At 50.6% G+C, this 24,330-nt stretch carries 14 protein-coding genes; 1 reads left to right on the forward strand and 13 read right to left on the reverse strand.

Going from position 1 to position 24,330, the window contains the following annotated elements; genetic code table 11:
- Positions 1-18: 18 nt before the first annotated feature.
- From HUU10_02355 to HUU10_02400, 10 genes are all read right to left on the reverse strand, one after another.
- Complete coding sequence (locus HUU10_02355) at positions 19-2,985, reverse strand: hypothetical protein (protein ID NUQ80427.1); 2,967 nt, start codon at positions 2,983-2,985, stop codon at positions 19-21.
- Between the two features lie 79 nt (positions 2,986-3,064).
- On the reverse strand, positions 3,065-3,724 hold the full coding sequence (locus HUU10_02360; protein ID NUQ80428.1) for a carbohydrate-binding protein: 660 nt from the start codon (positions 3,722-3,724) through the stop codon (positions 3,065-3,067).
- Positions 3,721-6,732, reverse strand: coding sequence for a discoidin domain-containing protein (locus tag HUU10_02365; protein ID NUQ80429.1), 3,012 nt, complete (start codon positions 6,730-6,732; stop codon positions 3,721-3,723). Before HUU10_02365 ends, HUU10_02360 begins: the two co-directional genes overlap by 4 nt.
- Complete coding sequence (locus HUU10_02370; protein ID NUQ80430.1) at positions 6,729-7,730, reverse strand: aldo/keto reductase; 1,002 nt, start codon at positions 7,728-7,730, stop codon at positions 6,729-6,731. Before HUU10_02370 ends, HUU10_02365 begins: the two co-directional genes overlap by 4 nt.
- On the reverse strand, positions 7,727-9,223 hold the full coding sequence (locus tag HUU10_02375; protein ID NUQ80431.1) for a cellulase family glycosylhydrolase: 1,497 nt from the start codon (positions 9,221-9,223) through the stop codon (positions 7,727-7,729). The genes HUU10_02370 and HUU10_02375 overlap by 4 nt, the downstream gene beginning before the upstream one ends.
- Positions 9,224-9,277: 54 nt before the next feature.
- Positions 9,278-11,080: a T9SS type A sorting domain-containing protein gene (locus HUU10_02380; protein ID NUQ80432.1), complete on the reverse strand. Its 1,803-nt coding sequence runs from the start codon at positions 11,078-11,080 to the stop codon at positions 9,278-9,280.
- Positions 11,080-12,183: a beta-mannosidase gene (locus HUU10_02385; GenBank protein NUQ80433.1), complete on the reverse strand. Its 1,104-nt coding sequence runs from the start codon at positions 12,181-12,183 to the stop codon at positions 11,080-11,082. Before HUU10_02385 ends, HUU10_02380 begins: the two co-directional genes overlap by 1 nt.
- A gap of 12 nt (positions 12,184-12,195) precedes the next feature.
- Positions 12,196-13,158, reverse strand: coding sequence for an ROK family protein (locus HUU10_02390; GenBank protein NUQ80434.1), 963 nt, complete (start codon positions 13,156-13,158; stop codon positions 12,196-12,198).
- Between the two features lie 701 nt (positions 13,159-13,859).
- A complete protein-coding gene (ispG, locus tag HUU10_02395; protein ID NUQ80435.1) occupies positions 13,860-15,869 on the reverse strand; it encodes a (E)-4-hydroxy-3-methylbut-2-enyl-diphosphate synthase in 2,010 nt (669 codons plus the stop codon).
- Positions 15,866-16,531, reverse strand: coding sequence for a queuosine precursor transporter (locus tag HUU10_02400; protein ID NUQ80436.1), 666 nt, complete (start codon positions 16,529-16,531; stop codon positions 15,866-15,868). Before HUU10_02400 ends, ispG begins: the two co-directional genes overlap by 4 nt.
- Positions 16,532-16,756: 225 nt before the next feature.
- On the opposite strand from HUU10_02400, the gene HUU10_02405 reads away from it, so the two are divergent.
- Entirely contained in the window at positions 16,757-18,130 is a 1,374-nt protein-coding gene (locus tag HUU10_02405) for a phosphomannomutase/phosphoglucomutase (GenBank protein ID NUQ80437.1), read from the forward strand.
- A 102-nt stretch (positions 18,131-18,232) separates the two neighbouring features.
- Here HUU10_02405 and HUU10_02410 read toward each other — a convergent pair whose 3' ends face one another.
- The 3 genes from HUU10_02410 to ispH form a co-directional block, all read right to left on the reverse strand.
- Positions 18,233-20,719: a M20/M25/M40 family metallo-hydrolase gene (locus HUU10_02410; protein ID NUQ80438.1), complete on the reverse strand. Its 2,487-nt coding sequence runs from the start codon at positions 20,717-20,719 to the stop codon at positions 18,233-18,235.
- A gap of 84 nt (positions 20,720-20,803) precedes the next feature.
- Positions 20,804-22,909 (reverse strand): ATP-dependent DNA helicase RecG, encoded by a 2,106-nt coding sequence (gene recG, locus HUU10_02415; protein ID NUQ80439.1) that lies wholly within the window; start codon positions 22,907-22,909, stop codon positions 20,804-20,806.
- Positions 22,910-23,008: 99 nt separating this feature from the next.
- A complete protein-coding gene (gene ispH / locus HUU10_02420) occupies positions 23,009-24,268 on the reverse strand; it encodes a 4-hydroxy-3-methylbut-2-enyl diphosphate reductase (GenBank protein ID NUQ80440.1) in 1,260 nt (419 codons plus the stop codon).
- Between the last annotated feature and the right edge of the window lie 62 nt (positions 24,269-24,330).

The raw sequence follows: 24,330 nt of genomic DNA on the forward strand, positions 1-24,330 counted from the left end.
CGACCGTTTCCTTTTCATTTATTGATACCAGACCCGGTTTGTACCCACCATGGTCAGCCGGATTCTGGCATCGGCGGTCTGGTCTGCGTGATAGATCCTTGCCGTTACTGTTTTTCTTTCACCCGGAAGTAAGCACAGGTAATTATCAGACCAGAAAACAGGAGTGAATTCAACATCACTTTCTGCACTGACCACCTGAAGGCGAGCCATAAATGCAACGGTTTTTCCCGTATTGGTGAGTGTCACCTGATAATGGTTTTCATCGGCTGTCCGGGTCTTCGCTACGTTCATCGAGATGGTTGGTTCAGGCAGGACAGCCAGGAACCTGAAATCATTTTTGGGATCGAGCCAGTAAAAATTCTGAGCAAGTACCAATTTGTTCTCTCCGGTACCGGTGAGTTTCAACCAGGTTATCTCCTGCTGTTCCGGAATGGTGATTCCGGTAAGGGTCACACCATTCGAATTCACCCGAACCGACACCTGTTTGTTCCATACTGGTTTTGCATCCTTAGTATAACCGGTGGCCGTAATCTCAACCGGATTGGCTGGTGACCCGGAACCATTCAGCCAGGAGACAGAACGGTCATCTCTGTTTAACTGGATATGCTGCATACCCGCTGCAAGCCGGGTTGCATAAAATCCGGCATGAGCATGCAGATACCAGTCATAAATCTGCCAGGCAAGACTTGGCCAGCTCGAATTGGATTTCCACAGAAGAATCCCGCTCGAGTTCGACCACAACTGCCGGTTGATGGATTCAATCGACGCCCTGTAAACATCATAGTTGATGATCTGAGCCTTGCGGATGTAATCGGCAAACCCGGCTTCGGCGTTCGAGGTGTCTGGCGAACCGTAATAGTGTCTTAACTGGTTATCATATGCGGTGAATTTTCGCGTATCCTCACCCGGCCAGTCATTGGCATCATGGAAAGCCCAGGTACCATCCAGCGGAAATCTGCCCGGTAACCAGTTCTGTCCCCTTTCCGGCATGAAACGTCTGACCTGCTCCACTTCAGGGAGTCCACTGGGACCAATTTCACTTGAAAAACCGTTCAGTTTCGGGTGGATAAAATACTGCCAGGGTTCCATGGTGTGATACGGTCCGCCACCATGCAATCCATCCCCATCGGATTGTTTCAGATAAAAACGGCCAGAACGGGAATCTTCCTGTTTCAGAATCGTATTCACTATCAGGTCCTCTCTCGGATTCGGACCTTCATTTCCACCGCACCACATGATCAGTGAAGGGTGGTTGCGGTATTTTCTCACTATGCCGGTTGTGGCTGTTTTAAATAACGACTCGTCGGGTTGGTACCCGGGTGTGTTTTTAAACGTTCCCCAGAAGTCATTCAGAAAATCCTGCCAGAGCAGAATTCCCATTTCATCCGCTGCCTGATAAAATGGTTTCGGCGCCACGCCGGTGGGTCCCCATACACGAAGAATATTCAGATTGGCATGTTTCGTTAGTTCAATTTCATGACGGTATCGGGAGGCCGTCCAGTTGAGCATCATATCAATGACCCAATTGCCACCTTTCAGATAAATATCCCGTCCATTGATCCTGAAAACCCGTTCCTTCCTTCCGATAAAGGTTTCCACCTGCCGGAATCCATACCGATGAGAAACAGTGGCCTGATCACCTGTTGTGGTCCGTGCATCCAGACTGACATGATAAAGGGGTTGTCCTCCATATCCGGCAGGCCACCAAAGCCTGATTCCCTTCAGTTTCAGCGAGGGAAAGTCAGAGGGAAAAAATTCAACTGTTTTGCTTTCTCCCGGGCTGACAGAATAGGGTGCAGAAACCATCAGTGCGAGCCCCGGTCCTGTTACAGTCAGATTCACATTTCCGGCAAGAGCGGTTTTCCCGGCATTAACCAGACGGGCCGATACCATCAGATCAGCGCGGTTGGTATCCGGAAGAAATAGCCGGGAGGTCACGTACAAATCTTCCAGCAGCAGATCATCGCTGCTGTCAATCCATACATCCTCAGTGATACCCATGTCACGGTCACGAACCGGCGGTTGCCAATCCCACCCCAAAACATCCCATTTGGTATAATTCTTACTGATCATCCCATCTGCCATGTTGGTTCCGGGATCGGCCAGCGGAGTAACCGGATCAGGAGCCGGTTTACCCGGTTGGTCGGGAGGCCAGATCATGATGGCCATCCTGTTTTTTTCACCCGGTTTCAGCAAAGCAGTCACCTCAATCCGGAATGTTCTTTCCATTCCAATGAGCTCTTCAGGACCCGCGATTTGTGTACCGTTGAGCCAGATTCCGGCTTTATAATTGATTTCTCCCAGGTTCAGCCAGAAGCGTTTTCCGGGCTGTCCGCCAGACCAGTCAAACGAGGTCACATACCAGTAAGGCCGGTTCCATGGATTTTTTCCCGGCAGGTGACTGTATTTCAGTAAGCCGTTTTCCCGGTTATAATCATCATTCATATCGGGAATCAGCATATTGTTCATCCCAATAACCGGATTCGGATACACACCGTTTCGAACATAAGCCGTCAGGACCGTTGCCGGAAGGGTGGTTGGCTGCCATTCTTTCCCGGTGAAGTCAGTGGTCGTGAGTTCCATACCGGAAACGGATATTTCAGAAACCGGTGCAACCCGCCAGTTGTACCGAAGCAAGGTGGCAGTGGAAGGGACCTCAGAGAGCGGCAGGTCATCCACTGTAAAGGTGAAAGTCTCTGACTGGATGCGTTTGTCTCCGGTAACGGCCACCACTTTCCACCGGTGTGTGCCAAATGACAACGCAAAGGGCACCGTGGAATGATCGGCAGAAGGCAATGCTGCCATTAACCGGTCATTGATAAAAACCTCGTAACGGTCACAGGAAACCGGTGTCCAACTCAGAATCGGCATGTTGGTTGACAACACTTTTCCATTCGATGGAGTCACCAGTTTGGGATGGGTAACGGCCGGTAACTGAGTCGTTACCAGTAGGGCTGTAAGCAGGATTAAAAACCGTCTGGTCATAACTTACCCTGTCTGTTTTCTGATTTGGTTGTGTTCAATTCCGGAAATTGATCGGATTACTGTGTTTTAGAATGAAACGTCAAAGGGCCTCAATCAACACAAAATCGAGATAGGCCAGATTAGCACCCTGATTATACTTCAGGGTCAGAAGTTGTAGACCCGCTGCAGGAAAAACCATTTCTCCGATCGTGGCCTGAGTCCAGATATGCCAGTTTCCGGTATCAACCGGCAAGGAAAGCTGAACGGCTTTTGCACCATTTAACCACAATTCGGACTGATTATCCTTGTTGCCATAAACCGTGATGATCTTATAACGTCCCGGGACTTTCACATCGACCGTGTAATTCGTCCATTCCCCATTTTCCTGCCAGCCGATATATAACTGATTCACCTTCGGATCGACCGGATTCGGATGGTTGAAATCGGCCCAATCCTTGGTATAACTGATATCAACCCCTTCGTTTTCCCTGAAAAAGGCAATTGAGGCCGGTACTCCGGGCCGGTGATGACCGGGTGTCCGGTTTAAAGCAGAGCCATCGTTTGTGGGTGTGGTGTCGTGGTAGGCAACGCCTTCTCCGCCGAGATCATAAAACGCCAGCTCCACCCGACCCGGAATGGCTTGGGGCCCGCCGTTTCCCAACGAATCGCGCCAGGTCGTTCCCTTGTAGTCAACCGGAATCTGGGCCTCTCCGATCTGAAAGACCAGCAGGTTAATTAAAAGAATATGAGGCGTTTTCATGGGGTTTCCTTTAAATGCTCGGTTAAGGGAATCAATCGGTCTTCCACATTCCATCCTTCAACCTTGAGTTTGAATTCAGGACTGATATCAGATTCCAGATCCATGGTCACTTCACGGCTTTCTCCGGGCATCAGGCCAATGAAATTGTCTGACCAGAAAACCGGTAAAACCCGTTCACCTGTCTTTCCGTCAATCAGGGAAAACCGGACCATCGGAGCCACTGCTGAACCTGTGTTTTTAATCTTAATTTTTCCCTGGCCACGCTTACCGGTCTGGTATGCAGATACCTGAATGCTTGTCTGACCCATGGATGCCAGATCCCGGTAATGTCCATCCGGTCGTTTCTGCCAATAAAAGTTGGAAGCCAGCACTTCACCTGCTTTTGAAAGCAACCGCAGCCGGATGAACCGGGTGGCCTCTCCATCATACTTCAAATGAAGTCCCGAAACGGATGCAGTCATGTTTTTTTCAGCAGTTATCGGATGGGTGGATTCGGAAACAATCCGGCCTGATAAATCAACCACCAGCACCTCGATCACTCCATCTACCAAGGGTCGTTGTAAATTGTTTGAAACATGAAGCGTCCCATGCGAAGGGTGCATAAACAGATGCAGGGGAGAGGAGGCCGTTTTCATGGCAAAAAAAGCCGATGTGGGTTCGAGCCAGTAGTCATAGGTCTGACAGATCAGGGATGGCCAGGCCGGATGTGACATCCAAAGCAACACACCTGGCCCCCGGTGATATTGCCAGCTTTCCACCATTCCTTTCGGACCTTCCATGTTCATAAACCAGGCCTTGCGTGTAAAATCCTTCAGATTAACCGGCTTTCCGTAAAGGGAATCCATGTCCCGCTGGTAAATCCGCACACGCGGTTGAGTCCAGTCATGCTTCCCCCACATGTCATTTACCGGCCAGAGAAAGCGTTCCGGCATCATGGCCTGAAAACTTTCCAGCACAGGCGGGGCCACAATGCCTTGTTCACTGTGAAAACTGGTTCCCCGGTTTTCGAAATACCAGTCGGGACTTTTGTTTTCATACGGACCCAGACCGGTAACCGGCCGGTCAGCCGAACTGGACAGGTAGTGCCGGGTATGATCGGTTTCCTGCAGCAGAACACGTAAGGCAGAATCCAGTATGGCAGGCGGATATCCTTCATTCCGACCCACCCACAATGCCACGGATGCCCGGTTCCGGCGGTTCAGGACTTTATCGCGTGCATTGGCCATGAACAGATTTTCATCGGCAGGATGCGGACCATCCACCGGATTGGCCAGCCAGAAATCATCCCAGATTAACAGGCCGTACCGGTCACAGGCATTATAAAAGGCATCGTTTCCGATCATGCCGACCCAATTGCGGATCATGTTGAAATTCATTTCCTTATGCAGGCGGACGGCCCGGTTAAAATCGGTATCGGAGTACCGCATCATCGATTCAGCCATGCCCCAGTTTCCACCACGAATGATCAGGGGAACCCCGTTAATCTGTAATCGCAGATGGGAATATTCGTAGAGGTAACTGAACTCACGATAACCAAATACCACCTGTTTCCGATCTGAGAGACCGCTTTTACCGGTTACAGAAAAAACCAGCGTGTCCAACGGCTGATTTCCATATCCATTGGGCCACCAGAGCGGTGGATTCTGAACCTTAAGAGCCGGGTGTTTTCCCGGGTCGGCACGGATCACTTTGCTTTCACCAGGATTCAGGGACAGGGGAATGGTAAATCGGAAATGGGATGCCTGCCCGGTTAGCTCACCGGCCCAGGAAGTGGTGCCATGATTGGTAACCGTGATGGCTGTCTGAATGTTGACCTGACTGGTATCCGGAAGATCAAAATCGGTGATAATAAGTGGATCGGATAGTGTGACTCCATCGGTGGTTTCGATCCGGACCGGTGCCCAAATTCCTGCATTCCGTCCGCGAATGGTAGGCATCCAGTTCCAACCGATGCTGGCCAGAATAGAGGGGCTATCGAGTCCGATGATTCCTCCATTGCCATCCGGATCATTCAAGTGTTGCTCGGTTACTGCTCCCGGATTGTCATTGGGCTGAATGCGGATGGCGATGGCCACCCGTTTTCCAGGTGTGACCAACCGGCTGATCTCCATTTTTCCGCGGATGTAGGCGCCATCAACCCGTCCGGCTAACCCGCCGTTGACCCAAACTTCCGCCTTCCAGTTAATTCCATCCAGATGCAGCCAAACCAGTTTATTTTTCCAGGCTTTGGGAGATTCAAATTCAGTCCGGTACCAGAACGGAGCCGTAAAAAACCAATCCGAAATCATCAGCTGCTGATCGCCAAATACCGGATCGGGAATGGCACCTGCAGCCAGGTAGTCGGTTAGCGGCGTCCCGGGAACGGTTGCAGGTATCCAATCTTCTTCAAAAAAACCTGGTGTCGATAGTTGTACCCGATCTGCCCGGATAAATGACTCCCGCTTCACCTGCCAGACCGAACCGTTCAACTCGGGCCCATTGCTGGTGAATCTGACTTTTCCCGTCGGTCGGATGGAGGGTCTGACAGGTTTTCCATACACCTTCAGCGTATGAATTTCCGGATGCCGGGAAGAACCGGAAAGGGAAATCCGCACAAATCTCGCAGGAACCTCCGAAAAGCGTACGGAATCCGTTTTCCCCGACACCCTGTTTTGGGTTCCGACAGAAATCCACTCTTCTGGTTGATTCGGATGTCCCTTGCCGGATACTTCAATCCTGAACGATTCCGGCTGTTCGTTTCCCCACCCGATCATCACCGATGAAACCGGGGTGATTGAACCCAGATCGGTGTAAATCCATCCCTCACTCGTTTTGGATTTCCAGTAAGTGGAAGGCCAGGGATCGGTGGTCAGATGACCCGTGTGATCATAGTCGGCTGCTCCCGACTGCCACACCGCCCGGTTCAGTGCCACATTCATGTCGGTCTGTGTAAATCCCAAAACAGGCAACAGCAATGCAACGGCAACAATGAAAAGCCAATGACGGGTTAAGGAAGAGCGATTTCTCATCCGGGTAGCCGCAAGATTGTTTCAATCGACGCCAGTTCTGCATCGGTAAGGCTACCGGCAGCTACCGATGCCACACAATCATCAATCTGACTGGTTTTACTGGCTCCGATCAGTACGGATGTCACCACCGGCGACCGTAACAGCCAGGCGATGGCCAACTGGGCAAGGGTCTGTCCGCGTTGAATGGCTATTTCATTCAGTTTCCTGATTTTTTCCAGTTTTTCCGGCGTGATGGTGCTGGTCTGAAGGTAACCATGTGCTTTGGCTGCACGGGAATCTTCCGGGATACCTTTCAGATATTTATCGGTCAACAATCCCTGTGCAAGAGGCGAAAACACAATCAAACCAGTTCCGGTTTTGGCCAGAACATCGAGCAGGCCGCCTTCCACCCACCGGTCAAACATGGAATACCGCGCCTGATGAATCAGACATGGGGTCCCGAGTGATTTCAGAATGGAAATCGCCTCTTCTGCTTTACCGGCCGGATAGTTGGAAATGGCAGCATACAATGCTTTTCCCTGCCGCACGGCCTGATCAAGCGCCATCATCGATTCTTCCACAGGTGTGTCGGGATCCGGGCGGTGATGGTAAAAAATGTCCACATAATCCAGACCCATCCGCTTCAGACTCTGATCCAGACTGGCAAGCAGATATTTCCGCGAGCCGAAATTGCCATACGGCCCCGGCCACATGTCATAACCGGCTTTTGTGCTGATGACCAGTTCATCGCGGTACGGTTTAAAATCCGCAGACAGAATCCGTCCGAAGTTTTCCTCTGCTGAACCCGGGGGCGGTCCGTAATTGTTTGCCAGATCGAAGTGGGTGATTCCCAGGTCAAAGGCACGCCGGACCATGGCCCTTCCGGTCTCATACAAATCATAGCCACCGAAATTGTGCCATAAACCCAGCGAAATGGCTGGCAAAACCAGACCAGATTTTCCCGACCGGCGGTAGGGCATGGAATCATACCGGTCAGAGGAAGGCAGATAATGACTCATCGGGTCACCTCCATAACAGGGCTGTATCCGCTGTCACCCGATTGATTCACTCCTTTAATCCGGTAGTAGTAAGTTTTACCGGCAACGGCTGTTTCATCGGTGTATAAAATCAGTGCTTCTGATGCCTCGGGACTGTATTCCCATTTCGTCACGTCCTGCAGAATGGAATCATGAAGTCCATCACGCAACACACTGAACGGACCAGCAGGTTTTTCAGCTCGTTCAATGGTGTATGAACTGGCTCCCGTAGAACCACGCCAGGTAAACCCATGCCCGTGTTTCATCAGAATAGGGGCAGGAGAAGGCTTATCAACGGCAGGAACAGGCAATCCGCGGATTGCATAGGCTTCCTGACGAAGCAGATCCAGTGTGCGGATTTCCTCATAGATAAATCCGGCAGGAAAGCCAGGCACGTGGTAGGAATTCACCGGCGTTCCGCCTTCATTGTGATAATACCATCCCCCATCGCGGCGGTGACTGCGGATACTCCAGATCAGTCCACCCACAATCTGTTCCTCACGGATTGTTTTCATGAGCTCACGCAGGTTTTCAATACCACCCAAACCAAATTCATCGACCATGAGCGGTTTCTTTCCCTTGCATTCTGCTCTTCCCTGCTTTGCAAAGGGAGCCAGTTGCCAGGGCCTTCCGCCCATCTTGTTCCAGTATTCGTACAGGTGATCGCTGATAATGTCGATGTTCGGATCCTCAAGAAAATCCTTGCGGTCGGCACCACCGGCTTCCATGATCAGGTGATTGGGATCCACTTTCCTGATGTAGGCCGCCATCTCCTTGCTCCAGGCCAGAATTTTCGGAGACCAATCGTCCCATTTTAAACCCCGGTCACCGGGATAGCTACCAAATTCATTTCCCAATTGCCAGCACAGAATGGCCGGATCTTCCTTATACAACAGTCCGTTAACCGTATTCCGACGGTTCAGTATGAAATCCAGAAAATGCCGGAAATCGGCCTTTACTTCTTCGTCGGTCCAGAACGATCCTTTTGGTTTTCCGGAAAGCGCCGAAAATTCATCCACCCCTCGTATTCCACCAAAGGACTGGGAGGCAATAAACGGAATGATCATCCGGACGTTGTATTCATGACCCAGCGCAATCACCCGGTCCAGACACTGAAAGGCCTCTTCGTTATAGGTTCTCCGGGCCGTGATGTAAACCGGCATGCCATTATCTTCAGGGGTATAAACCGAGAGAGAAAAGGTTCGCGTCGCCAGCCCCCCCATCCGTCTGATTCCATCGAGGATATCCCGTATTTCATATTCATCAGGAAACCGGTTAGCCCGGTCTTTCCGTATCTGTGATTCATTCTGCTGTATGTTCGGTGCGGCCAGTCCGAAAAACCGGAATTCCTTGTCACCATCCACCAGAATATCCCCTTTCCGTTTAATGATGTTGCCAGAGAAACCGTGGTCGCCGGCAACGGAAACCGACGAGCAGGCAAGGAGAAGCAGGAAGGCAGTCGTTGTGAATTTCATAATCAATCCGGATTGAGTGAATAAAATGTGATACACTGATTGGGAAAACACCGGCTACCTGACCAGAAGCAGTCGTTGAGTTCTGACCTGATTTCCGGCCTGAAACACGGCCACATACCATCCGGATGCCAGTTGACCTGCATTCAGATGATAAACAGACTGACCAGCCGGGCGTGTTATCTGATCCATAAACACAAGCTGCCCGGTCACCGAATACAGGCGGATGGAAATGGTGCCTGAATGAAGAAGCCGGAGCGGAATAGATGTTTCCGGGTTAAACGGATTCGGATAGGGTGCACCTACCACAAACCGATCTGGTTGTGAGCTTCCTGATTCAACCGAAACCGGAGTAACCGGATGTGCAAAGACTTCCAGTTCATGTATTTGGATTCCGGCACCAGGAACAGATGAGCCAAGACTGAGAACCCGAAGGTATCTGAACTCACCACTTAATCCGGAAATGCTGTCAATGCCACCCGTTGAAGTGATTCCGGCCCTGATGTTTTTTAATTGGTTGGAAGTGGTTACCCCTTGCAGATTATAACTGGTTGCATGAACCGACCCCCAGTTAATCAGGACAGTCTTTATCTGATATGCTTTCCCGAAATCGACCTGAAACCAGGGCGAAATCCCTGCGCCTGCTTCCCAGAAGGTTGAATCAAGGCCATCCACCCCAAGTGATGGATCGGACAAACGGACCGTGGATGATGCTTTTGCAGGTCGCTGATAGGCCCGGTTGATTTGGTCGGATGGTAACCTGAATACGGTGATGGTATCGGTTGTGGTCACCTGACCCGTTGCTTTAAGAATATAATGAGTGGTGGAATCCGGCTTTACCCACATGAAACCATCGGATTCAACCGTTTTATCATCTATAAGCACCGCCGACCCGGTTGCGGTTGTCCAGGAAATCAGGGCCGAATCCTGATAGCCAAGATCCAGATAGCGTGGAAAAACCGTGAAAGAGGTGATCGTTCCGGGCGCCAGAAACCTCAGAAAAAGCCGTGCGGTATCGGGGTGTTCCCCTGCAGTGATAAGGGTAAAAGTGGTATCAGAGGAAAGGGTGATGTTAACCGTGCCGGCCTCTTCAACAGGCACACCATTCACCTTCGGCGCAGAACCGGGTGTGGTCAGCCAGTTAATGGTGATATTTTCATTCAATTCAGCAGCTTTTGCCGATGAAGTAAACCAGCGGATATAGCCGGAAGGGGATGACAAAATGGAATCTCTTGCAACACCGGCCATGAAAGCATACCCGTTTGTATTCGGATGAATCCCATCAGTAAACCATCCTTCTTTATCCAGCATTGCTGTATAAAAATCGATGGTCTCCACACGGGCCATCTGCATGACTGAATCGATTTTGGGGAGCAATTCATTCAGGAGAATAGCACCGGAAATTCCGAAACCATCCTGAAAAACAGGAACCGGCCGGCAAGCATAAATCTGAATCTGCGGATTGACTTCCCTGAACTCGCCGATGATTTGCAGGTAATCGGAAACAAACTCGTTCTGGTAGATCCAATTCTGGGGTTTGGTATCATTCGTTCCCAGTTTGATAATCAGAATATGTGGGTTAAAGGCCAGCGCGTTCTGATAAGCCGCTTCCTTACGAATGGGAAAATCACCTTTGTTTAACAGGGTCCGGCTTCCAACCCCGAAGTTTTTAACCGAATAACCGCTCCCCAGCAGGCTGCCCAGTTGTTGCGGGTAGGCTGAAGCATCGTTGCTGCCCTGTGTGATGGAATTGCCTATGCAGGCCACACGGAGCGGTTCATCCGGCTGGGCCCTGAGTCCAACCGGACTCAGGATCACCAACCCGATAACAATGGCCGGAACAAGGTAAACCGGTTTCATTATTGATACATGGCGGGCAGATCTTCCAGAAACAAGGTCATGGGATCTGCTTCAAATTTTTTAAAATCAGGAACCGACGGATGTCCGGGATAAGGCCCGAAATGATGTCCGTAATCGGCATTTCTCCAGACCAGCATGTAGGTTATCCGACGGGCATACGGGTCGGCGAGGATGGGATTCAGCCATTTTTCGGTCCAGAAAACCGGATCCTTGATCATGTTGGACCCACCTTCAGCGAGAGCCGGAATTTTACCGCGCTTTTCAGCAATCCGGACCATCAGACTCAATTGTTTAATCCGGTCCGGAGTCATCTCGTTGTAATAATCCACCGAAATGATATCAACAAAGTCATCACCCGGGTACCGGCTCAGCCAGGTGGCTTCATCAGGGATCTTGCCCCAATTGTATGCATAAATCAGGTTATGAACACCCTTCACATCCCTCAGGTAAGTTACGGTAAACTTCCAGAGCGCGATATATTCTTCGGGCGTACAGACATTCACACCCCACCAGAACCAGTTTCCTTCGTTTTCATGCCATGGCCTGAAAATAACCGGAACCAACGTTCCGTCTTCTGTTTTCAGAGATAGAAAAAAGGAAGCCACCCGATCAAGCCAGAGTTTTAGCAAGTCATGTTTCTCGCCACCGGGAAGAATGGCATACAGGGCGGGGGTCACATCCCAGGCCGTTTTCCTGGTAACCGGATGGTCGGGGTGCCAGGAAACGGTGTTCACGCCCCCCCGTTTATACGCTTCAATGATCCACTTCTTCATCAGTTTGAAGGAAACCGTATCAATATTATACCAATTGCCGTGTTCCAGCTTGCCAATTTCCCAGCCAAACATGCCGGGATATTTACCCACCGCATCCTTTACATCCGACCGGAATTCCTCTGCATCCCAGGTCATCCCGTAGGCAGTGGCATCCTGATGCCCGAATAAAATTCCTTTTCCAGAGAGGGCCTTCAGATTGGTGAATAGTGCACGGGTTTCAGTTGTGGCCTTATTATCTGTCAGATCAGATTGGGCTTCGGCCGGCCCTGCTGTGCAGGACAAAAATGAAATGGCAAGCAGGCAGGTGACTAACCTTTGTCGATTTATCATCAGTTTCCTCATTTAATCAGCAATTTCCCGCCAGATCAGGGCAGCAGCGCCCAGGATGGCAATATTTCCATCGGCTAAGCCGGAGAGTTTAATTTTTATTTTATTCCGCCAGAGAGAATGAACATGGGCTTCAAAGGATTCACGGGTTGGTTTCAGAATCAGATCACCTGCCTTTGCCAATCCTCCTACCAGGATAATGGCTTCCGGTGCCGTATAGGCCACTGCATCGGCCAGACCCATTCCCAAAATATCGCCTGTTCGTTTAAAGGCCTCCAGAGCAAGCTCATCACCATTCTGAGCGGCTTCAGCAATTCGCTTTCCATTAAGATCGGTAAACGGAATGGCCCTCAGTTCACTGGTGATGTTTAAATCTGCCATCAGTTCAACGGCTGTCCGTCTGATGCCCGAGGCAGACGCATATGTTTCCAGACATCCGCGGCGACCGCACCCGCACTGGCGACCACCTCTGATCACCACGGTATGCCCCACTTCACCCGCAAACCCGTCAAACCCATAAATCATATCACCATTGGCCACAATTCCGCTGCCTAAACCGGTACCAAGCGTAATGACCATGAAATCTCTGAGCCCCTGTGCCCCTCCGAATTGTAACTCGCCAAAAGCGGCAGCATTTGCATCATTCGTCAGGCGGATGGGAACAGAATACCATTGCTTCATTTTTTCAGCATACTCAATGGTTCCCCAATTCAGGTTGGGCGGATTAACGATGGTACCCTGATAGAAATTTCCATTCGGAGCCCCGATCCCGATTCCCTCAAGGGAATAAGTGGCATGCATCCGGTCCCAGGCCTCCTCAATGGAGTAATGGAGCCGCTCCAGATGCAATTCACCTGGTTCGAAAGCCCGGGTGGGAAACGAGGCTTCATAATGAACCTTTCCATACATATCGACAAAGCCAAAATTGGTGGTCGTTCCACCAATATCCACGCCGAGACAAACCCAGGTTTTTTCCACAATTCACCTTGTTTTTATAGTTGGTTACTTTTCACCACACGTAAGCTATGCAGGAATTGTGCCGAGCTACCTGATTTTAAGAACAGCCAAAAAAAGCATGCAGAACCGCAGAAAGATCCGCAAAGGGTTTCTTTAGTCAGGTAGGTGTTTACTAAATCAATAAGAATTTTATCAAATTGATAAAGTTAATCAGGAAGTTGAGAAGAAAGGTGGGTGGAAATCGGTGTTGAGAAAAAACCTGCAAGGAGAACAGAAACCTGTGATCAGTTTAAACAAGTGAATGGTGTTGAAAAAACCCGGACCCTGAGGTGAAAGTTTACCCCGATGAAGTCGGGGAAGGAACAAGGGTTTTTCCAGTAATCAGAAACGAGTGATCAGAAATCAGTTGAACCCATGATCAGATGTCATCCCGGCGCAGGCCGGGATCTCTGAATGCAAAGGATGCTCGGAGGCCAACTTACAGGGAATAATATTCCGCTTCTCCATCAGTGCCCGACTTACAACACCAGGAATGACTGCCTGCAAAAAATGCCTGTTTTTCCAGCAAAAAACAGGAAATAGACCCTCTCCCCTTTCCCTCTCCGGCGGAGATGGAGTCATTCCACATTCAGGTCCCCGTGTTTATTGACAGGATGTATTCCGTATTCTGAATTCTGAATTCTGAATTCTGAATTCTGAATTCTGTCTCCTGTCTCCTTTCCTCAGGCCTCCACCCATTTTCCATGGTCCCGGATCAGATCAATCAGGGTTTCATCGGCCTGTTCCTGCGGTATCCCCTTTTTCACAAGTTCTTTGCCAACATAGAGGTCAATTTTTCCCGGACCCGATCCGACGTATCCGAAATCGGCATCTGCCATCTCACCGGGACCGTTCACGATACAGCCCATGATGGCAATTTTAACCCCTTTCAGATGACCCGTTTTCGATTTGATCCGCTCAGTGGTGGACTGAAGATTGAACAATGTGCGTCCACAGGATGGACAGGAAATATACTCGGTTTTCACGGTCCGCTGACGGGCTGCCTGAAGAATGTTGAACATGACCCGTTTCTTGTCACCCGCGGAAGCAGGTCCGCCCAGCAGAACCAGATCTCCGAAACCATCGGTCAGCATGGAACCGGCCCTGACCGATAAACCCAGCACATCGTCTCCGGATAATCCGGGTGATGAAAGGGAAAGAACCAGCGGCATTTCCTCTCCGGTAAGGTGACGGCACTCGATCAGTTCCCGATAAAAACTGATCCAGGAATCATCGGTTTCACCCGATAAAAGCAACGAAGTCACCCCGTTCTGTTTCAGAATGTCAATCACATCCTGCAGCACACCCGACCAGTTCCAGTTCCCCTGCCTGACTGTCAGAATCAGAGGCCGGTCGGTCACCCGGTAACGGGCGGCACCAGCCAATACATCTTCATCGGTCAGAACCCAGTTTATAAACCGGATCTGATAAGGCAGATGCGCCGGAACCAGATCGGGATTTTCAACCCGGATTCCCATTTCGGGCACAACAGGGAGGCGTCGGCTTTGGGCGGCCAGCTGAAACACATCCAGTACATCGGCTTCGTTTCTTACCGGAAATTCAATCATTTCCAGCACGGGTTCATCACCCGGTCCGGAAGGTCCGTGTTCGGTCAGCAAGGCAACAAAATCTTCCGGAGAAGGAAGTGAATCGAGGGAAACCCCGGCACGGATCAATCCTTTTTCTCCGAGATTTAACCGGTTACCCTTCACCTGATCGGACGGTTTCCGGGTAAAATCCATGAAATCCCGGACGGTATCCGATTCCATTCTGATGGCATATTTTTTCGTTTGCGGTGACTGATAAGTGGCCGCTATGGCACGCGCTACCGGTATCTCATACCAGGCATCCTCGGTCAGACTCACCCGGATGGTATCTCCGATTCCATCTTCAAGCAGAGCACCAATTCCGATAGCCGATTTGATGCGACCATCTTCGCCATCGCCCGCCTCGGTCACACCGAGATGTAACGGATAGGTCATTCCCAGACCGTTCATTCGGGCAACCAGCAACCGGTAGGCCTGAATCATAACCTGTGTATTGCTCGATTTCATTGAAAGCACAATGTTGCGGTAATCGTACAACTCGGCTACCCGCAAAAACTCCAGAGCGGATTCCACCATGCCTTCCGGGGTATCACCATACCGGTTCATGATCCGGTCAGACAGCGACCCGTGATTGGTCCCGATCCGCATGGCCACGCCATTTTCCTTGCACTTCTTCACCAGCGGGGCAAATTTTTCGTGGATGTAATCCAATGCTTCCTGATACTCGGATTCAGTATAATCCCTGACTTCAAATTTTTTCCGGTCGGCATAATTTCCCGGATTAATCCGCACTTTATCCACAAACTCAGCTGCCTTCATTGCAGCGTTCGGGGTAAAGTGAATATCGGCCACCAGCGGCACCGATAATCCCTGCCGTTTCATCTCGTCGCGGATGTTTTTCAGATTCTCGGCATCCTTGATGCTTGGTGCGGTGATCCGCACAATTTCACATCCCACTTCAATCAGTTTGCGGACCTGTTCCACGGTACCTGCTGTATCCATGGTATCGCTGGTGGTCATGGATTGAATCCGGATGGGGTTGTTGCCACCAATCCCGATGCCGCCAACCAGGACCTCGTGGGTCTTCCGGCGTGTTCTCAGGTAGGGATTTTCTATATAGCTTAATCGGACAGGATGTAAACTCATGGTCGTTTCCAGGGAATCAGTTCAAAACTTTTGTCGTCACGCGCCGTCTCTGTCAGAAATCTGGCTTCATCACCCAGATACCGGTCCACCGCCCAGTGCGCGAAGTAAATGACAGGTGTAATCGATAAGGCAATTAAAAATTTATAAATGTAGTTGGTCAGCCCGATTGAGGTCAGTTCTGACAGAGCCATCTGTGAGCCAAAGGCGATGTACAACACCACCAGCGAATCCACCAGTTGTGAGACGATGGTAGAACCGGTGGCCCGCAGCCAGATATGGCGGTTACCGGTTCCCTTTCTGATGAGATAGAATACCTGTATGTCGATCATTTGCCCGATCAGGTACGCAATCATCGACCCGATGATCACCATCCCCGAATTCGCAAAAACCATGCGGAATGCCTCATCAGATACGGGTGAATTCGGGGCAGCCGGAATATTCACATCAATCATGATCAGGGCAAAAACCACAACCAGCATGACCATACCCACCAGGGTAACAAACCGGACACCCCGGCGGCCATAGTACTCGTTCAGCAGATCGGTGATGATAAAGGTGACCGGGAATGGAATCACCCCCATGGTCATGGTGAATCCGGCAACCTGAATAAATTTGGAAGCAGTCACTTCAGCCATGATCAGGAACGTGAGGAACAAGGCCATCAGAATCAGAAAAAGTCGTTGTCCTTTGGTCACAACCCGGATCTCCGTTTTTGGGGAAAGAACAAAAGTAGCCCGAAAATAATTCTTTCTCTACCCGCGACTGATTTCATTAATCACCCATGCTCCCGACGGACAGTTGGTACAGTTTTGGCATATCGGCCAGACCGGTTTTTAACTGAAAGCGAAACTGTTTACCTTTACCCGTTTAAACTCAGGAGATAACAAATGATCAACCCGGGAATTTTCCGCGAATACGACATCCGTGGAATCGTTGACAAAGATCTGACCGATGCCACCGTGACTCTGCTGGCAAAAGGAGCGGCCACCTACTTTCTGAATCACCAGTGTAAAACAGTAACCGTGGGACGCGATGTCCGGTTAAGTGGAAAACGATTCCGTGATATCGTGGTGAATGAATTTGTCAATGCAGGACTCCATGTCATTGATCTGGGCGAAATCACCTCACCGATGTCTTACTGGTCCACTTTCAAATTACCGGTCGATGGCGCCATCATGATCACTGCCAGCCATAATCCTGCCGATTATAACGGATTTAAAATTTCGGTCGGAACCAATTCCATTTATGGCTCCCGCATTCAGGACCTGCTTAAACTCATCCAATCCGGTCAATTCAAAACCGGCAAAGGGTCGGTCGTCGAAAAAAACATTAAACCAGAGTACATGGCCGATATCGTGTCCCGCATTAAACTGGGACGCAAAATGAAAGTGGTCACCGATTGCGCCAATGCCACCGGGGGGCTGATCGCTCCCGAATTTTACAGAGCCATCGGTTGTGAAGTGATTGAACTGTACACCGAGCCCGATGGTCGTTTTCCCAATCACCATCCCGACCCTACAGTGGATAAATACCTGGTCGATCTGATTGCCAAGGTGAAGGAAACCAGTGCCGATATGGGAATCGGTTTTGATGGAGATTCAGACCGGATTGGAGTGGTTGATAACCTCGGCCGTGTCATCCGGGGAGATGCGCTGCTCGCCATTCTCTCAAGGGATGTTTTGAAACGGAATCCCGGATCTGAAATCGTTTTCGATGTAAAATGTTCTCAGGGCCTGATCGAAGACATCGAGGCACACGGCGGAAAACCAGTCATGTGGAAAACAGGTCACTCCCTCATCAAAAATAAAATGAAGGACATCAACGGACTTATTGCCGGTGAAATGAGCGGTCACCTGTTCATTGCCGATAATTACTATGGATTTGATGATGCCATTTTCGATGGCGCCCGTGTAATTGAACTGGTTTCCCATTCAAAGGAACCCTTATCGGTCCATCATGATCAGTTCCCTAAATACTTCTCCACACCCGAAACCCGTCTTGATGTCGCCAATGATGACATCAAGTTTAAAATGGTCGAACAGGCCGTCACTTTCTTTAAAGCCAATCACCAGGTCATTGATATAGATGGAGTTCGTGTTCAGTTTGGCGACGGTTGGGGTCTGATCAGAGCATCGAATACACAGCCGGTTATTGTCGTCCGGTTCGAGGCCCGCACACCTGAACGCCGCGATGAAATCAAGGACTTCATGCTGAATAAACTGGCTGAATACGGCGAGTTTCATGAAGGACACGGTCACTGAGTTGAAAACCGGGAATCTGCCTCACAATGGCGGGTTCCCGGACTTTTCCGGACACGTGCTCCTTAAAAAGGATTCGCGCGGGTTGACCGATCTGAAGATACCTTACTTTACCAGCACCAGTTTGATCATACTGGTCTGATTGCCTGCCCTTAACACACAGAAATAAACACCGGAAGCCTGCGAAACCGGATTCCAGGAAATCTGATGATGCCCGGCGGGTAACTCTTCACGGACGAGGGTGGTGACTTCCCTTCCCAGCATGTCAAAGACCGACAGCTGAATGGCATGGTCATGGCCATTGTAAAACTTCAAACGAACCTGTCCGTTAAACGGATTCGGCCAGGCAGGAAACAAATGCAGACAGTCGGCATGCAACCCATCCGGCAAGTCGGCACCAAGGGCCGTTTCGCCCCAATCATTCAGTATGGCGGAAAGAAACAGCTTTGCATCGGCCGGTTTGGTGTAATAAAGCGGATACGTCAGAACCACTGCCGAACCGGGTCCCTTTCCGGTTCTGATTGCCACCGGTAATCCTTTCAGTTTGGCAGCTGCAGTCCCATCTGCATACCCTGTGCCGTACACCTGTAATATTTCTGCTCCTTCGGCCGGTTGCATCGTGGTGATGTTGTTCAGATGGTATTTCATAGACGATTTGGTTTTGGAAGAATCCAGATGAACGTCATTCATTCCCGGATCAACCGCCACCGCATGATTAAAATACGTGCTGTTCACATGATATATTTCCTTCACACCCAGTTTTTCCAGCATGAAGGATTCCTCCGGCAGAGTAACCGTGTTGGATGGGTTGTCATAAAAGGCACGCTCAGGCTTATAACCAGAATATACAAAATGGCCACCTGCCTGCAGATAGGAGCCGATATCGTCTGCTGCAGCAAAAGCCATGGTCTGGTCAACAAGATCGTCCCCTACCCATATCACTGTTGAATAACGACCCAAATCAGCCAGTTTGGCGCCTTTCATTTCATCGGCATCATGAAAAGTCACCGACCAGCCAGACAGGGTTTCCGAGTAAAAATCATCCACCTGATCATCGGAGGGTTGCAGCAGAACACCCGTTCCGTTCAGCGTTTCATCAACCAGTAAGATGCCGGGGTTCAGTTCAATCAGCCGGCTTCGGACCGGTTCACCCTCATGGCTTTCATTTCCATCACCATCCACCGAAACCACCCGGTAATACCAATACCCATCGGTAGATCCGGGCTCATCTTCATAATATGTAGTGGTGATCAGGTCACCGGAAACCAGATCTCCTTTTTCTTCAAAGAGTCCGGAACGATAAACGCGGTAACCGGTTACATCCAGTTCGGGAGAGGCCTTCCAGGTCAGGTGAATAGAGGTCTGATCCGGAGTATCAGCAATCTCACTGACAGCAGAGGGAATGGTCCCTGGTGTTCCGGTTACCTGTGACGGGAATCCAAAATCCTCTGCTCCCGTGCGGGGAATGATTGTGATGGTTGTGAATTGTCCTTCTGTGAGTCCGGTGATCAGGACCGAAGGCTGGGTTGTTTCGACCGAATCGGGCTCACGGCCGGGTTGCTCAAATTTCACAACCCAGGAACTGGCTGGTCTGCCTGATCCGGGTGTCCAGGAACAATGCAGGGACTGACCATCCCCTCCATCGCGCACCACCGTATTCCTGACAGGCTTCGGCAGCCATTGTTCACCAACCATAACTGCGCCGGTTATCTTAACCACTTCTTCCATGTAGTCCGGATTGCAGGCAGACAGCAGGTCACCAGAGGTGTGGTAATTGGGGTCGGAATCACCAATGAAAAAAAACAGGGAAGGAAATCCATTCAGGACAAAGGGAACGTGATCTGAACTGCCACTGTAATCGGGTACGACCTGAATCCCTGCATACAAGGGAGCATATTTCTGCGCCACTGCCGGCATGGTATCCTGTGCACCGTAGAAATACGCAAGAACCGACCAGTTGGGTCTGGACCGGCGCTCAACGGCAATCATATCCATGTTCAGCATCAGACTTACTTTTTTACCCTGATTTTTCAGAGTATTGGCCATGAAATAGCCACCATACAATCCCAACTCTTCAGCTGCAAATGCCACAAACTTCAGGGTAATATCCGGTTTAAAACCCGTTTGCATGACCACCCGTGCCAGTTCAAGCGTACCTGCTGTTCCACTGGCATTGTCATTTGCACCCGGGGCCCGGTTCAGATCATTCATGTTGATGCTGTCGTAATGGCCGCCAATCACCATCAGTTCATCAGGATTCCGTGTTCCGGGAATGGTGGCCACCACATTGGCCTGCCAGTAGGCGGTCCCATTCCGGTTAATTACAAAGGAATCGAGTTTCACATCGGTGATCCCCATATCCAGAAAACGTTTTTTCAGATAGGCGGCCACTTCCCACCGGTTCCCATTCAGGCAGTATCTCGTTTGAAAGGCCTCCAGATCCCGGACGGTGCGGATCAGGCTGTCTGACCGGATGGATTCCAGCAGACCATTTATCGTGGGATTCTGACCATACTGAATAGGCTGTGCAGCAATCAGAAGAGGAAAAATCAGCAGAAGAAAAGTAAGAGGAAGGAACAGAAACCGTCTCATGACCACTCCACCCAACTATATTACGGATAAAAAGATACGATAATAATTAATTATAAACCAGCCACTCTGCACAAAGGAAATCAGTCAGGCAATTTCAGCCAGATTGATCAGGGCTTGATGAGAGGTGACTATCTGAGAGCGAAGCAATGCATGGCTGGGTTTTCTGAGGTGGGGATCATCGGCCAGAATTGCCCGGGCCAGCTGTCCGGACAGTTGCAGGATGGGATAATCCCGGGCCAGATCGAGCAATTTCATGTCGGGTAATCCCGATTGCCGGGTTCCAAGAATATCACCGGCTCCCCGTATTTCCAGGTCTTTTTCGGCAATTTCAAATCCGTTGTTGGTTCTCTCCATGGTGGTCAGCCGTTCTCGGGCTTCTGAGGTGAGTTTATCTGAAATCACCAGAAAACAATAGCTGGCCTCGGCTCCGCGTCCCACCCGACCCCGAAGCTGATGCAATTGTGACAGACCAAACCGGTCGGCATGCTCAATAATCATCACGGTGGCATTGGGAACATCTACCCCCACTTCGATAACCGTGGTGGAAACCAGTATCTGAATCTGGTTGGCTTTGAAGGATGCCATGATTTCATCCTTTTCCTGAACAGGTAACCGGCCATGCAGCAAACCGACTTTGTAAGCGGGAAACCACTCAGAAATTTCACGGTGAGCATCTGTGGCAGCTTTCAGATCCGATTTTTCGGATTCTTCAATCAGCGGGTACACAAAATAAACCTGCCGTCCCCGGTTGATCTGATCGGCGATGGTGCGGTTCAGTTGCGGACGGTCCAGATCCCTGATGATCACGGTTTTTACCGGTTGCCGACCCGACGGTAACTCGGTGATCCGGCTGACTTCCAGATCACCATAAACGGTCATGGCCAGAGTTCGGGGAATGGGAGTGGCCGACATGACCAGCACATGCGGCATCAGCCCCTTGGCGCGCAGCATGGCTCGTTGAAGAACCCCAAACCGATGCTGCTCATCGACCACAATCAGTCCCAGGTTTTTGAATATAACCCCCTCGCTGATAAGTGCATGGGTTCCGACCGCCAGTTGGGCCAGTCCCGATTGCAACATGCCCGTTCCGGTGGTTCTGCCGGCGCTTTTCAGACCACCGGTTAACAAAACCACATCCAGACCAAGGGGTTTCAGATAGCGAGTCATGGTCTGATAATGTTGTTCGGCCAGAATTTCAGTCGGTGCCATCAGTGCTGCCTGGTAACCATTGTCGACCGCCATCAGCATAGACATCATTGCCACAACCGTTTTACCACTTCCCACATCCCCCTGAAGCAGGCGGTTCATGGGATGCGGCTTCTTCAGATCATTCCGGATGTCTCTGAGTACATCGATCTGTCCCTGAGTGAGTTTGAAAGGCAATCCCTGATAAAACTGACGGGTATACTGATCGGGTGCAGAAAAGGCGAGTCCCCGGTCACTGGTTTCTGTCTGGAGTTTTCGCAGTTCCATGGCCAGTGAAAAAGACAGGATGTCATCCAGCTTCAACCGACGGGTGGCAAGTTGCAAGTGCTCTGGCGATTGGGGGCGGTGAATCCACTGCAGTGCAGAAGCCCGGTCAGGAACCTCAGCCATGGCCCGCCACTTCTCATCGAGCGGGTCGCTGACGGTGGCCCAGTTCAACCGGTCCATGACCTTCAGAATGGTCCGGCGGAATCCTCGGGAATCGAGCCCCATCCGTTTCAACAGGTCACCCGAAGGATACAGCGGAATGATGCCACCGGTATTCAGTAATTGCAGTTCATCCTGATCATCCTTCAACGCATCATAATCGGGATGAACCAGAGAAAACCGGCTTCCGAACACATCGGGCTTTCCCGAGACGGCAAAGGATCCCCCGATGGAAAAAACAGATTTCAGGTAATTGATTCCCTGAAAGAAAATGAGTTCGACCACGCCGGTGCCGTCATCGAGCATGACCGAGAACCGCTGACCACGGTTTTTGTTTTTAATCAGGTCGGCACGGGTGACGGTTCCCATCAGAGTCACCACACCCGTCTGATGCCGCAGATTCCTGATCTTACAGATTGCAGACCGGTCCAGATACCGGCGGGGATAGGTTCCCAATAAGTCAGCCACGGTTTCAATCCCGGCCTGACGCAGTGCTTTCGCACGTTCCGGACCTATTCCGGGTGCAAACTGGATATCGGAGGAATAGGTGAGATCCATATCGGAAGGATGACTGAACAGAAGATTACACGCACCAGGCGAACGGGACCGGTAAACCCGGATCCCTCAGCCAAATCCAGTTCCCTTGCCGGGGGTCCATCAGACCGGTCCTCCAGCCTCGGCCACCGGTTTCTGGTCGGCAAGGCGGGCCAATACTTCCTCGGGCTTAGCATGCTCCGGAAAGAAGTCGAGCAGCCGGAGAATCACACCATCCAGCGTAGAATCGGGACAACTCGCACCAGAATTCATCAGAAAGGTGGGAATCCGGTTTTTTACAGGAAGCCATCCGGCGGTTTCCTGCAAGGTTTTATTCCGCCAGTCAAAATGATGGATTCTGGTTTCTGACCGGATTTCTGTACGGTCCTTAATGAAATAAGTGGGCATCCGGTGTTCACACAGCTCAACAAGATGAGAGGTGTTAGATGAATTGTAGCCACCCACCACAAACGCCACATCAGCCGGATGGTCCAGAGCCGATAAAGTGGCTGTCTGGTTTTCATTGGTGGCATAACAAAGGGTATCGGCGGTATCGGCCCAATGCATTCTGACCTCAGCGGTTCCCCAGCGATCGGTGACGGCCTGTTTCAGCACTTCCATAATGGACTTCGTTTCGGTGGCCAACATGGTGGTCTGATTGATCACACCAAATTTTTGAAGGTCCGTCTCCGGATTAAATCCGGGTGTTGCCTTACTTCCCAGCCGATCCTGAAACGCCTGAACCGATTGGGTGCCCCTGATCACCGATGCCAGGAAATTGGCTTCTTCCAGATCGAGAATGACCACGGCAGGGCCTGCTTTTGATACATGGGAAAGGGTTGCACGGGTTTCCTCGTGATTATACTTTCCGTGAATGACGTTGGAGTACCCTTTTTCACCCAGTTCAATTCCTTTTTTCCATACCTTTTCCACAAACGGACAGGTGGTATCGAACCGGTATGGATTGATCCCCCGCTTTTCAAGATCAGATTGGATTTCAAGCGTGGTTCCAAAGGCAGGAACCACCACGATATCATCGGGAGACAACTCATCGAGGGGAATTATCTGCCGTCCGTTGGGTTCATAAATAAAACGGACTCCCTTTTTCTGCAGATCGGTGTTCACGGTCGGATTGTGAATCATTTCAGAAAGAAAAAACACCCGTCTTCCCTGGTTTTCCTCGATGGTACGGTATGCAATTTCAATGGCATTCTGTACCCCATAGCAAAAACCGAAATGACGCGGGATTACAAACCGGACCGGTCCGAAATCGAGCAGGGTCGGCGTAAAATTCCGCCGGCGGGGATCCCTGGCTGTCTGAATTTCCTTCACACGGGTAATGATAACCGACCGGTATATATCGGGAATATCAAATTTTTTCATAATGGGGGCAGTTTACCAAATTCTGTTTACAAGTCCAACCCGTTTAAACAGAGTTGAGCCGC

The sequence above is a fragment of the Bacteroidota bacterium genome (genome assembly GCA_013360915.1).
Lineage (GTDB): Bacteria > Bacteroidota > JABWAT01 > JABWAT01 > JABWAT01 > JABWAT01.

What these genes read in the sequence shown, in the direction of transcription:
- ispG (NUQ80435.1), bottom strand. Translation starts at nt 15,869, where the DNA reads ATGAGTTTACATCCTGTCCGATTAAGCTATATAGAAAATCCCTACCTG.
- ispH (NUQ80440.1), bottom strand. Translation starts at nt 24,268, where the DNA reads ATGAAAAAATTTGATATTCCCGATATATACCGGTCGGTTATCATTACC.
- HUU10_02400 (NUQ80436.1), bottom strand. Translation starts at nt 16,531, where the DNA reads ATGGCCTTGTTCCTCACGTTCCTGATCATGGCTGAAGTGACTGCTTCC.
- HUU10_02360 (NUQ80428.1), bottom strand. Translation starts at nt 3,724, where the DNA reads ATGAAAACGCCTCATATTCTTTTAATTAACCTGCTGGTCTTTCAGATC.
- HUU10_02380 (NUQ80432.1), bottom strand. Translation starts at nt 11,080, where the DNA reads ATGAAACCGGTTTACCTTGTTCCGGCCATTGTTATCGGGTTGGTGATC.
- HUU10_02355 (NUQ80427.1), bottom strand. Translation starts at nt 2,985, where the DNA reads ATGACCAGACGGTTTTTAATCCTGCTTACAGCCCTACTGGTAACGACT.
- HUU10_02405 (NUQ80437.1), top strand. Translation starts at nt 16,757, where the DNA reads ATGATCAACCCGGGAATTTTCCGCGAATACGACATCCGTGGAATCGTT.
- HUU10_02375 (NUQ80431.1), bottom strand. Translation starts at nt 9,223, where the DNA reads ATGAAATTCACAACGACTGCCTTCCTGCTTCTCCTTGCCTGCTCGTCG.
- HUU10_02365 (NUQ80429.1), bottom strand. Translation starts at nt 6,732, where the DNA reads ATGAGAAATCGCTCTTCCTTAACCCGTCATTGGCTTTTCATTGTTGCC.
- recG (NUQ80439.1), bottom strand. Translation starts at nt 22,909, where the DNA reads ATGGATCTCACCTATTCCTCCGATATCCAGTTTGCACCCGGAATAGGT.
- HUU10_02410 (NUQ80438.1), bottom strand. Translation starts at nt 20,719, where the DNA reads ATGAGACGGTTTCTGTTCCTTCCTCTTACTTTTCTTCTGCTGATTTTT.
- HUU10_02370 (NUQ80430.1), bottom strand. Translation starts at nt 7,730, where the DNA reads ATGAGTCATTATCTGCCTTCCTCTGACCGGTATGATTCCATGCCCTAC.
- HUU10_02385 (NUQ80433.1), bottom strand. Translation starts at nt 12,183, where the DNA reads ATGATAAATCGACAAAGGTTAGTCACCTGCCTGCTTGCCATTTCATTT.